Raw genomic sequence first — 12,695 nt, 5'->3', positions numbered from 1 at the left:
AAATGAAACGATTTGTGAGTGTTGTTGTGTTTAGTACTATTATGTTAGGCTTTTTGCTGAGTTGCGAAGGTAGTCTTAAAGATGTACAGCGTATAAATACAGTAACTTTTGCGCCAGCAGCACAGACGGAAGATATAAATCTTAAATATACCGATTCGGGTAAAGTAAAAGCCATATTGGTAAGCCCGCTGATGCTCGATTATTCTAATATGGAATATAAGTTTAAAGAGTTTCCCGAAGGGATACACTTAACGCTTGTAGATGATGCGGGTAAGAATAATTATGTAGTTTCAGACTACGCTATTAGTTATGATGATACTAATATTATAGATTTACAGGGTAATGTAAAGATAACATCTTTTGATGGTAAAGAGTTGCGCGCTCCACAATTATACTACGATCAAAAAAATGAATGGTTTTATACCGAAAAAAACTTTAAATTTACCGATGGCGAAGGGAGTTATCTAGAAGGTCCTGGCATAGATTTTAGTAAAGATTTTAAAGTCTTTAATATGCAGCGCAATAACGGTGAAATTAATAATGTAGAATAGAAATCAATCAACATGGGTTACCTTAAAATAACAGCATATGTATATCTTGCTGTAGCAGCCTTTTTTACTTACGAAGGGATTATGGCGCTTAACAGCGGAGAAGACAGTTTTATAATGTTTTTCTTTGCTGCCGTTGCTGTCTTTTTATTCTTTTTTAGAATGCGAAATGCTAAAAAGTTTGGTAACAGAAGAGAAAAAGAAGAAAACTAACTTATTATGGAAGTTGCGATAATCATAATTTGTCTTTTCCTGTCGGCATTTTTTTCAGGAATGGAGATAGCTTATGTGTCGTCTAATAAAGTTTATCTAGGGGTAGAGCGCAAGCAAACTACCTTGATGTCTAGAATACTCACAAAACTTACCGAAAATCCTGTGCAGTTTATTACCTCTATGCTTGTAGGTAATAGTATAGTGCTTGTTATCTATGCCTACTATATGGGTAATGTGGTAATGCGCTGGATTACAGCAATGGGGTGGCAAATGTCTCCGTTTTATGATGTATTACTGCAAATAGTCGTTTCGCTATTTGTTATGCTATTTACAGCTGAGTTTTTACCAAAAGTGTTTTTTCAGATATATGCCAATACTCTTATTAAATTTTTTGCCCTTCCAGCTTATGCTTTTAGCTTCTTGTTTCACTGGGTATCACTTTTTGTTATAAAAATTTCTGATTTCATACTATTAAAAATACTTCGCACTAAAGGCGATACTAAACAGGCTTATTTTACAAGGGGGGAACTTAGTAATTATATAACCGAGCAAATGCACGGTATGGATAGTCAGGAAGAAATGGACTCTGAAATACAAATGTTTCAAAATGCATTGGAGTTTTCAGATCTTAAAGCTCGTGAGATCATGACACCCCGTACTGAAATTTCAGCCTTAGAGCTTAATGATAGTGTAGAGGAGTTACGTGAAATTTTTGTAGAAACAGGTTACTCTAAAGTAATTGTATACCAAGATACTCTAGATAATATTGTGGGTTATATTCACTCTTTTGAGTTATTTAAAAAACCACAAACAATAAAGGAGGTAATGATACCTGCTGAGTATGTACCCGAAACAATATATATAAAGGAGTTACTCAATATACTAACTCGTAAACGAAAAAGTATTGCAATAGTGCTCGACGAGTATGGTGGCACTTCGGGTATTGTAACTATAGAAGATATTATTGAGGAGCTTTTTGGAGAAATTGAAGACGAGCATGATGCAGAAGAGGAACTCATAGAGAAAGAATTAGATAATGGTGCTTACTTATTCTCGGCACGGTTTGATGTAGAGTATATAAACGAAACCTATGGGTTAGAGTTGCCAGAAGGTGACTCTTATGCAACACTTGGAGGTTTTGTGGTTCATAATACAAAAGAGATTCCTAAAACGGGCGAAAAAATAAAGTTAGACAACTTTGAGATTGTAATAGAAGCAGCCTCTAATACGAAAATCGAACTTATTAAGTTAAGACCTTTACAGGATAAGTAAAAAAATTCCGAAAATATAAGAGCACTACTTTTATTATTAAAGAGATAATTGTATTTTCGCCCACTGAAATACAATTTAATAAACAATAAAAATGGCGGTTTTATCAAAAATTAGACAGCGTTCGTTACTTCTAATACTTGTTATTGGTTTTTCATTATTAGCTTTCATTGTTACCGATTTAGTAGGTAATGGAGGCTTCGGTACTACCAAAAATATAGGGAGTGTTGACGGTAAAGATATTCCTGTACAGGAGTTTTTACAAAAAGTAGGCGATGTGCAAAGCAGGCAACAAGGCGTTAGCCCAACACAGGCTGCTAATATGGTTTGGAATCAGGAAGTAGAAAGTGTTTTGTATGAAGCACGTTATGAAGAGGCAGGTTTACGTGTAGGTCGTGATCACGTTTACAATATGTATGCTCAAGATCCTTCTGTGGGGCGTAACCCACAATTTCAAAACGCCGTAGGTGAATTTGATAAAGCAAAATTCAATGAGTTTCTTGTAAATATGAAAGAGAATAATCCTGAACAATATAAAAATATTGAAAGGAATATTCCACAAGTAGAGGATGCTGCTAAAAAGCAACTTTACATTACAATGGTAAAAGCAGGATTTGTTACTACAAAACTTGATGGGAAATCAAAATACAGTCTTGAGAATGATAAAGCTTCTTTTGATTATGTATATGTACCTTACACAACAATTAATGATGATGAAGTAAAAGTTTCAGATGATGAGATTATTGCTTACATGAAAAAGAACGAAAAGAAATATAAAGCAGATGCTACTGTTAGTGTAGAATATGTTTTAATAGAGAATAAGGCATCTGCACAAGATGAAGCTGATACTAGAGCTGGCGTAGAAGCATTGCTTTTACCAAAAGTAGTATATAATGATTTGACTAAAACAAATGATACTATTCCTAGTTTTAGAGGAGAGGTTGTTAATGTTAAAGAATATGTGAACAACAACTCTGATATTCCTTTTGATACTACTTATGTAGCGAAAAAAGATCTTCCTATAGAGTATGCTGAGCAGTTGTTTAACTTGCAAAAAGGAGAAGTATTCGGTCCTTATAAGGATAAAGAGTATTACAAACTTAGTAAAATGGTAAATAGAAGACCCGGTGGTACTGCAAAAGTAAGCCATATACTTATTGCTTATGAAGGTAGTAGATCTCCAGGTGAACTAACGAGAACAAAAGAAGAGGCTGAAGCTAAGGCTAATGAGCTTTTAAAGAAAGTGAGAGCTAACCCAAGTTCTTTTTCTGATTTAGCTAAAGAAAATAGTGATGACCCTGGTTCTAAAAATACTGGCGGTATATATGATGATGTGTTTAAAGGGCAAATGGTTCCTGAGTTTGATGCATTTGTATTTGGTAACGGTATAGGTAGTACAGATGTAGTTGAGACTGATTTTGGTTTCCACGTTATAAAAGTACTAGATAAGTATGATGCAGTACAACTTGCTACTATTGCTAAGAGTATACAGCCATCTGAAAAAACAAGTGATGATGCGTTTACTAAAGCTACTAAGCTTGAGATGGATGCGCAAGACAAACCTTTCGAGGAGCTTGTTAAAGCGATAGGTTCAGAAATTAAGCCAGTTAATAAATTAGGCGTTAATGATGAAAATATTCAAGGTTTAGGTTCTCAAAGAAGTATTGTTCGTTGGGCATTTAATAGCGAAACTAAAGAAGGTGACGTTAAGAAGTTTGATGTAACAGAAGGTCATGTTGTAGTGAAACTTAACAAGAGAAACGAAAAAGGATTACAACCTGTAGAAGATGCTAAAGCTACTGTAATGCCAATTCTTATGAATGAGAAGAAAGCAGTACTAGTAAAAGATAAAATGAAAGGTGATACACTTGAAGCTGTTGCACAGTCTGCTGGTTCAAGTATTGCTACTGCTAATAATGTTTCGCTTGCCGCCCCACTTGTTACAGGTGTAGGTTCTGAGCCTGCTGTAGTAGGTAGAGTATTTAAAATTGGCGAAGGCAAAACTTCAGGACTTATAGAAGGTAAAACAGGTGTGTTTATGGTAAGAACTAAAACCATAGCTAAAGCAGCTGAGTTGCCAAACTATAATGCTATAATAAGCAGAACAGAATCTCAAACTAGAGGAGGAGTACAGACAAGACTTACTACAGCGCTTAAAGAGAAAGCTGATATTGAAGACAACAGAGCTGAATTTAACTAAGAATTTAGTAACTGACTGATAGATATAAAAAATCCCGCTATTAGCGGGATTTTTTATTTTATAATATCATGTCGTCATAGCTGATTATAGTAGTATAACCTTTTTTCTTAAAATAAGCTGTAGGGTTATCTTTGGCTATAGCCAGTATAAAATCGCCACCCCATGCGCCAAGACTTTTTAGTGAGCCTTTAAAATCAGGGAAAAGTGACTCTTTAACTGTTGGGGTACTTAATACTTGGCTCATTATAGCTTCATGTTCGTCAAGCAGTGCCGTAAAGTTATTAATGCTTTTATTAGCATTAGCTGCTGCATTAGTTATCATGTTTATTTGACTAATGATACTATTAATGTCATTCTCCTTTTCACGATAAGAAGCGATTGCTTTGCGGCTATCCTGTTTTTGGTTAAGGTATATGAAATAGAGATTATCAGTAAAACTAGGTTTGAAAGCTATTGGTGTAACTGTTGGCTTACCTTTAATTATTTGATATAGTATAGGTGTGTTGTGTTGTGCGCATGCAATATCATAACCACTACCTCCAAAACTATCCCATAATAACCGATAAGCATCAATACTAAACCATTTTGCTATATTGTTTATTAAAGTAGATGACGTGCCTAACCCCCAATGTTTAGGAAATGTAAGCTCGGTTGTAATTATTAGACCCGTTGCTTTTTCTAGAATATCAGGATTTTGAAGATGTGCTTTGTAGAGTATTGTAATAAGTGTACTAGTTATACTGTTATTTTCGGGCGTACGATTATTAATAATATCACTTATTGTAATGTTATCTTCATACCAAACAGAACCATCGGCGTCGAGACTTTTCCAGAATATTTTTTCCCCTACCGCTATGTCTTCTTCTATATGTAAATACTGCCCATATTTTGTAGGTAATGCAAAAGCTTTTGCACCATCGAGTACAGTATATTCACCTGTAAGTAATAGTTTTCCGTTACTGTAAAAGGTCTTCTTCAAAGTGTTAAGCATTTACTTTTCGTAATTCTTGTATAAAGTCGCCTGCTGCTGAGTGGCTAACAGTGTTTTTTTCGAAATGTTTTACAGCTTTTTGTTTTTCTGCCTCGGTAGCTTGTAGTTGGTTCAGGATGTTCATTAAGTGCATTTTCATATGTCCCTGTTGTATGCCTGTAGTGGTAAGCGAGCGCAGTGCTGCAAAGTTTTGTGCCAATCCTGCTACGGCTACTATTTGCATTAATTCTTTAGCAGAGGGCTTGCCAAGCATCTCCATTGATAACTTAACTAAAGGGTGCAATGATGTAAGTCCGCCTACAGTACCCAATGCTAATGGTACATCTATCCAAAACCTGAAAATACCATCTTCAACCGTAGCGTGCGACAGGCTGCTATATTTTCCTTCTCTTGAGGCATAGGCGTGTATGCCAGCTTCAACAGCGCGAAAATCGTTACCTGTTGCCAGTATAACAGCGTCAATACCATTCATTATACCCTTATTGTGGGTAACAGCTCTAAAAGGTTCTACTTCGGCAATTTGTACCGCTGTAATAAATTTTTCGGCAAATTCTTCAGGACTTATGCTTTTATCCTCATTAAGGTCGCTTACAGGGCAAGATACTTCGGCACGCACCACGCAGTTGGGTACATAGTTAGAGAGTATGCTCATTACTACCTGTAGGTTTTTTTCACCCTCATTAAAGTCAGAATATATTTCAGCTTCACTTTTTAGTATTTTGGCAAACTGCTCTAAACAGGAATTGATAAAGTTGGCACCCATACTATCAACTGTTTCAAAAGTAGCATGTAATTGATAATAGTTGGGTAGTAAGTCAGTTTTATCGCGAAGTTCAATATCCAAAATCCCTCCTCCCCGTTTTTGCATATTGCCCGTTATACTTTCTGTTTCCGAAAATAGTTTAGGTTTTACAGTTGCAAAAAATGAGCGTAGTTTCTCAATATCTCCTTTAAACATAAAGTGAACCTGACCTATTTTTTCGGTATTTAAAACGGTTGCTTTAAACCCACCACGTGTTGCCCAAAACTTTGCTGACTTGGATGCTGCTGCCACTACCGAGCTTTCTTCTATAGCCATAGGTATAGTGTAATCTTTACCATTTATACTGAAATTTGGTGCTATACCTAGTGGTAAATAGAAGTTGGTAATGGTGTTTTCGATGAATTCGTCGTGTAGTTTTTGCACTTCAGCATCATTATTCCAGTATTTTTGTATCAAAGCTATTGCTTCGTCAGGGTTAGAAAAGTACTCTTTAGCAATCCATGCTATTTTTTGGTCTTTACTCAGTTTAGAAAACCCCGCTATCGCTTTACTCATTTCCAGTTGCTTAATTATAATAATAGGCGCAAAGATACAGTATAGCGGTTGTATTTGCTAAAATATTGCATTAGCGATTTAACATCAAAATTGTATTTAACAAAAAAAAGACCCTATAATTCATAAATTTTCACTAAAATTGGGGGTTTTTTACCATCTACAATATGAATAACATTACAAGAGCACTTTTTATATTTTTATTGACAACTATTTCGGTTGTCGCACAACAAAAAATAACACTCGAACAAATATGGAGTGGAGCTTTCCGTACACAAGGTATGGATGAGTTACACGCTATGAAAAACACCAATCAATATACTGTTTTAGATATTGACTGGAATGCTGGAACTGCACAAATAGATTTGTATGACTTTGCTACACTTAATAAAGTAAGTACACTTATAGACTCTAAAAATCATGTTGAACTTCGTGGTATAGATAGTTATACTTTTAGTTCTGACGAAAAAAAAATATTAATTGCTACTAATTCAGAGTATATATTCCGTCATTCCTTCACGGCAGATTATTTTATTTATGACATTTCAGCTAAAACTTTATCTAAAGTTGGTGACTCGAAAATACAAGAACCAACTTTTTCTGCGGATAATTCCAAGATAGCATATGGTTATGAGAATAACTTGTATGTGTATAATGTAGCTACCAAAAAAACAACTCAAATTACTAACGATGGTAAAAAGAATGCTATAATAAATGGTATTACTGACTGGGTTTACGAGGAAGAATTTGCTTTTGTACGCGCTTACGATTGGAATGCGACAGGCGATAAAATAGCTTTTATCCGATTTGATGAAACCGAAGTGCCTGAGTTTACTATGGAGTATTACAATCAAGGTTTATATCCTGCACCTTATACGTTTAAATACCCTAAAGCAGGAGAGAATAACTCTAAAGTATCACTGCATATCTATGATGTAAAAGCAAATACAAATAAAAAAGTAAATCTTAGTGATTTTAATGCCTACTATATTCCTCGTATAAAATGGACTAATGACGCACAAACACTTAGTGTACGGTTGATGAACAGACATCAGAATAATCTTGATCTTGTTTTTGTTGATGCTACTAACGGTAAAACCGAAGGCATACTTAATGAAAAAGATGACGCTTATATTGATGTTACAGATAACCTTACTTTTCTTAACGATAATAGTTTTATATGGACAAGTGAGAAAGATGGTTACAATCATATTTATCACTATAATAAAAAAGGTAAGCTAATCAACCAAGTTACAAAAGGCAATTGGGAGGTGACAGCTTATTATGGTTTTGATGATAAAACAGGCGCTGTTTTTTATCAATCGGTAGAGAATGGTTCTATTAATCGTGATGTATATAGCATTAGTATTAAAGGGAAAAAGAAAACTCGCCTTACGCCACAAACAGGTACAAACGAGGCTACTTTTAGCCCTAACTTCGATTACTTTATCAATTCGTTTTCTAGTAGTACAACACCTGATACTTATACTCTGCACAGCGCAAAAGATGGTAAGCTTGTAAAAGAGATAGTAGATAATAAAAGACTTGCTGAAGGATTAAAAGTTTTTAACTTGCCTACTAAAGAATTTATGGTGATTACTACACCTAAAGGTCATGAATTAAATGCTTGGATGATAAAACCAACTGATTTTGACCCGAATAAAAAATATCCTGTGTTTATGTACCAATACAGCGGGCCAGGTTCGCAACAGGTAAATAATGACTGGAACGGCTATGATGATTATTGGTTTATGATGCTGGCGCAGCAAGGTTATATTGTAGCCTGTGTAGATGGGCGTGGTACAGGCTTTAAAGGGGCTGCATTTAAAAAAGTGACTTATAAAGAGCTTGGTAAATATGAAGTGGAAGACCAAATAGATGCTGCCAAAGTAATAGGAGGATATAACTATGTAGATGAATCGCGCATTGGTATTTTTGGCTGGAGTTATGGTGGCTTTATGTCATCTAACTGTATATTAAAAGGTAACGATGTGTTTAAAATGGCTATTGCTGTTGCTCCTGTAACCAATTGGCGTTTTTATGATTCAGTTTATACCGAGCGTTATATGCAGGCACCACAAGAAAATGCTTCTGGGTATGACGAGAACTCTCCAATAAATCATGTAAAGAAATTAAAGGGCTCGTACTTATTAGTACATGGCTCGGCAGATGATAATGTACATTTGCAAAATACTATGTTAATGGTTGAAGCTCTTGTACAAGCAAACAAACAATTTGATTGGGCTATTTACCCTGACAAAAATCATGGTATATATGGTGGTGCTACAAGGCTACAGCTCTATACCAAAATGACTAATTTTATTAAAGAGAAACTATAATATATGGCTACACTAGCAAAACAACCACACGAAAAGGAGCTTTTTGGGCATCCAGTAGGGCTTTACATCCTGTTTTTAACCGAAATGTGGGAACGCTATTCTTATTACGGAATGCGTGCTTTACTAACGCTTTATATGGCTGCAAAAACAATGGGCGATAACCCAGGATTAGGTTGGTCTAATTCTGAATCTTTAATGTTGTATGGTTGGTATACTATGCTGGTATATGTAATGTCGATACCAGGAGGTATTATTGCAGATAAATATCTTGGACAAAAAAAGTCAGTATTGGTAGGTGCAATTATTCTTGTATTTGGTCACGGAGTATTAGCTATAGATCAAGAATGGGCTTTCTTTACAGGATTAGGGCTCATTGTGTTGGGTGTTGGTATGCTTAAACCCAATATATCTACCATGGTAGGGGGGTTGTATAAGCCAAATGATATTCGTAGGGATAAAGGATTTAGTATTTTTTATATAGGTATTAATGTTGGGTCGTTATTGGCAACATCTTCTGTTGGTATTGTGGCCGCGATATACGGCTGGCACTATGGTTTTGGTTTAGCAGGTATCTGTATGTTATTAGGGTTAATTGTTTACCTATGGGGACAAAAGTATTTAGTTCACGTTGGTAATGTTGCTACTGTAGAAGAAAAGAAAGATGATGTATCGATTGCCGAAATGTATAAAAGATTACTAAAATCACCAAAACACTTATTAATAGTGTTTGTAATGATATGCTTATCATTATATGCTGGTTTTACTTTTGAAGGTGTTGATCATTGGGGGTATGGGGTATTATTTGTTTTTATTTCTCTAGTAGTAGGTCTAATGATGATGATATATAAAGATCTTGATACACAGGTTATGAAAGATCGCTTTTTAGTAATATTGCTTTCTTTTGGACTTGTAATAGTATTTTGGGGTGCTTTTGAACAAGCTGGCGGATTGATGAGTTTATATACAGAACAGAAAACGAATCGTGATTTCTTTGGTTTATTTGAGATACCTACAGCAGTGTTTCAAGGCTTTAATGCAGGGTTTATTATACTTTTTGCAGTAGGAGTAGCAAATTTTTGGGCTAAAAGAAAACTGAAAAACAAAGAAGCATCTTCACTATTTAAAATGGCGACAGGTACTATTATAATGGGTACTGGTTTTGTATTTATGGTTTTTGCATCATTACAATATGAAGCTAACGGAGAGTCTGCAATGTATTGGTTAATACTAGCTTACTTATTTCATACCATTGGAGAATTATGTTCTTCACCTGTTTCTTTATCTTTTATAACTAAACTTGCCCCAGCTAGATATGCATCATTAATGATGGGAGCTTACTTTGCTTCTACAGGTTTAGGTAATAAGGTAGCGGGAATTTTAGGAGAGAATGCTTCAGAATATGGAGAATTAACTATTTTTGCTAGCATTTTTATCTTTACTATTGTTTTTGGGCTTTTGGTTATAGCATTGCTTAAGCCATTAAAAAGACTTACTCACGGTGTTGAGGATAATGAAACAGAGATTACAGAAAACACAATTGAAACTACTACATAATGGAGAAATCTACATCAAACGACTTTTTTAAATCAAATGTTTTAGGACATCCAGCAGGGCTGTTTGTACTGTTCTTTACTGAAATGTGGGAACGTTTTTCCTACTACGGAATGCGTGCACTATTAGTATTATTCCTTATTTCTAAGCTTGCTGACGGTGGGTGGGCATGGCCAGAAGAACATGCATTGGCTTTATATGGTACTTATACCTCTTTAGTATACTTAACTACCATTATGGGAGGTTTCCTTGCTGATAAATATTTAGGCTACCGATGGGCAGTTGTAATAGGAGCTTTATTAATGACATTAGGGCATGCTAGTATGGCTGTAGAGACTCCTATGTCTTTATATATTGGTATCGGGTTATTGATATTTGGTAATGGTTTCTTTAAACCGAATATGACATCGATTATTTCATATATGTATAAAGATCACCCTGAGAAAAAAGATGGTGCTTATACCATTTTTTATATGGGTGTAAATGCAGGGGCTTTCTTAGGTATTATGCTTTGTGGTTATATAGGTGAAAATGAAAGTTGGAGTTTAGGTTTTGGTCTTGCAGGTATCTTTATGTTCTTTGGAATGTTACAATTTTACTTTACACAAAATATATTTGGTACTATAGGTACTAAACCTACCGCTGCTGAAAAGCTTGATAAAAAAACTGTTACTGATGGAGATAAAAGAGTTCCTTTTACTTCATTTGATCTTTTTCTTATAGTAACCTCTCTTATTTTAGGATTAGTTTGGATTATAAATGATCCTTATTCTAAAATTAGCGGTAATAACCTACTAGACTTTAAGGTTGGTAATCTTGATGGTTCTAATTTTATTATACTATTAGGTCTTGGTCTATTCTTAATTTTGTTAGTAGGTAGGTTAACTCGTTATGCTACAGTTACAAGAGATAGGCTTATTGCAGTTACTATTTTTGCATTCTTTACTATTTTCTTTTGGGCTTCGTTTGAACAGGCAGGAGGTTCTATGACAATTTTTGCAGAACGATATACGCAAAGAGCATTAACAGGCTCTACTGCTTCGATGTTTAAAATCATCAATACGTTGCTTACTGTAGTACCATTAGGTATTATTACATATGTACTTTTTAAATTGTTCCAACAGACGTTTAAAAAATATCCTTTGGGTAATATTATATTAGGATCCAGTTTTGTAATAATATGGGGGGTTGTACTTTGGATGCTTAATCGTGAGTTTAGTAATGATGATACAACTGTTGCTGCTTCATGGTTTGGTATATTAAACTCTTTCTTTATTATTGCTTTTGCACCACTTGTTTCTAAAGTATGGGAAAGTAAATACAATCCACCTGCCGCAGTAAAATATGGTATTGGGTTATCTCTTTTAGGTTTAGGCTTTGGTTCACTTGCCTACGGTGCATCTGAAATAGTTAATGGAGCTGATATAAAAGTCAGCATGGTGTGGCTTATATTTGCATACTTGTTCCATACGCTTGGTGAGCTTTGTCTTTCTCCAGTAGGATTATCTTATGTTAGTAAGTTAGTGCCTGCAAGAATGATAGGTATGATGTTTGGTATTTGGTATTTAGCTATCGCTATAGGTAATAAAACCGCAGGTAGTATGGGAGGTATGATTAATGAAATTACTGAAAAGTATTCATTATCAACGTTTTTCCTTATTTTTACCATAGTACCTATAGGTCTTGGTATATTAGTGGTGCTATTACATCCATTACTTAAAAAGCTAATGCACGGGGTGCATTAATTTTCGGCATTGTTTTTGAAAAATCATATATTATTAAAACTTATTAAATATGAAAAAATTACTTTTAACTCTTTTTGTTGCTTTAGGAGCTTTGGCAACACAAGCGCAGGAAATAAAGTGGATGTCGCTTGACGAAGCACTTGCGGCTCAAAAGAAGAATGCGAAACCTATTTTTATGGATGTTTATACCGACTGGTGTGGACCATGTAAAATGCTTGACAAAAACACTTTTCATGATAAAGCTGTTGCCGATTACATCAATACAAATTACTATGCTGTGAAATTTAATGCAGAAGGTAGTGCTGAAGTTAGTTATAAAGGCAAGAAATATGCTAACCCTAATTATGTAGCAGGTAGAAGAGGTAGAAACTCGGTACATGAGTTTACTATATTCCTTAAAGTACGAGCATATCCTTCAATGATGATTTTTGATAGTAAAGGAAATGTAAAAGAACCAATAGTTGGTTATCATACACCAGACCAGCTTATGAAAGTGCTTAAAGCAAAATAATACTTTAGAGTAA

10 protein-coding genes are annotated in these 12,695 nt (G+C 34.8%); 8 read left to right on the top strand and 2 right to left on the bottom strand.

Annotated features, from left to right (window positions below):
• Window positions 1-2 precede the first annotated feature (2 nt).
• From lptC to DVK85_RS03570, 4 genes are all read left to right on the top strand, one after another.
• Window positions 3-551 (top strand): LPS export ABC transporter periplasmic protein LptC, encoded by a 549-nt coding sequence (gene lptC, locus DVK85_RS03585; RefSeq protein WP_114677122.1) that lies wholly within the window; start codon window positions 3-5, stop codon window positions 549-551.
• Window positions 552-563: 12 nt separating this feature from the next.
• Window positions 564-761 carry a hypothetical protein gene (locus DVK85_RS03580; protein ID WP_114677121.1) on the top strand — a complete coding sequence of 66 codons (198 nt, stop codon included), beginning with the start codon at window positions 564-566 and terminating at the stop codon, window positions 759-761.
• Window positions 762-767: 6 nt separating this feature from the next.
• The gene (locus tag DVK85_RS03575; RefSeq protein WP_114677120.1) at window positions 768-2,033 is read left to right on the top strand and encodes a hemolysin family protein; all 1,266 of its coding nucleotides are present in this window, start codon (window positions 768-770) and stop codon (window positions 2,031-2,033) included.
• Between the two features lie 91 nt (window positions 2,034-2,124).
• On the top strand, window positions 2,125-4,230 hold the full coding sequence (locus DVK85_RS03570) for a peptidylprolyl isomerase (protein ID WP_114677119.1): 2,106 nt from the start codon (window positions 2,125-2,127) through the stop codon (window positions 4,228-4,230).
• A 58-nt stretch (window positions 4,231-4,288) separates the two neighbouring features.
• Here DVK85_RS03570 and DVK85_RS03565 read toward each other — a convergent pair whose 3' ends face one another.
• Together DVK85_RS03565 and DVK85_RS03560 are read right to left on the bottom strand one after the other, a co-directional pair.
• Window positions 4,289-5,209: a GYDIA family GHMP kinase gene (locus DVK85_RS03565; RefSeq protein ID WP_114678971.1), complete on the bottom strand. Its 921-nt coding sequence runs from the start codon at window positions 5,207-5,209 to the stop codon at window positions 4,289-4,291.
• 4 nt (window positions 5,210-5,213) lie between these two features.
• Complete coding sequence (locus tag DVK85_RS03560; protein WP_114677118.1) at window positions 5,214-6,539, bottom strand: hydroxymethylglutaryl-CoA reductase, degradative; 1,326 nt, start codon at window positions 6,537-6,539, stop codon at window positions 5,214-5,216.
• A gap of 164 nt (window positions 6,540-6,703) precedes the next feature.
• Between DVK85_RS03560 and DVK85_RS03555 the strand changes: the two genes are divergently transcribed.
• From DVK85_RS03555 to DVK85_RS03540, 4 genes are read left to right on the top strand one after another with little or no spacing between them, the layout of a single operon-like run.
• Entirely contained in the window at window positions 6,704-8,875 is a 2,172-nt protein-coding gene (locus DVK85_RS03555) for a S9 family peptidase (RefSeq protein ID WP_114677117.1), read from the top strand.
• Window positions 8,876-8,878: 3 nt separating this feature from the next.
• Entirely contained in the window at window positions 8,879-10,429 is a 1,551-nt protein-coding gene (locus DVK85_RS03550) for a peptide MFS transporter (protein WP_114677116.1), read from the top strand.
• A complete protein-coding gene (locus DVK85_RS03545; protein ID WP_114677115.1) occupies window positions 10,429-12,171 on the top strand; it encodes a peptide MFS transporter in 1,743 nt (580 codons plus the stop codon). The genes DVK85_RS03550 and DVK85_RS03545 overlap by 1 nt, the downstream gene beginning before the upstream one ends.
• 49 nt (window positions 12,172-12,220) lie before the next feature.
• Window positions 12,221-12,682, top strand: a complete 462-nt coding sequence (locus DVK85_RS03540) for a thioredoxin family protein (RefSeq protein ID WP_114677114.1) — start codon at window positions 12,221-12,223, stop codon at window positions 12,680-12,682.
• The last annotated feature ends 13 nt before the right edge of the window (window positions 12,683-12,695 follow it).

The organism is Flavobacterium arcticum (genome assembly GCF_003344925.1).
Lineage (GTDB): Bacteria > Bacteroidota > Bacteroidia > Flavobacteriales > Flavobacteriaceae > Flavobacterium > Flavobacterium arcticum.
Note: the sequence above shows the minus strand (reverse complement) of the source record. Positions and strands in the feature narration are given on the sequence as shown.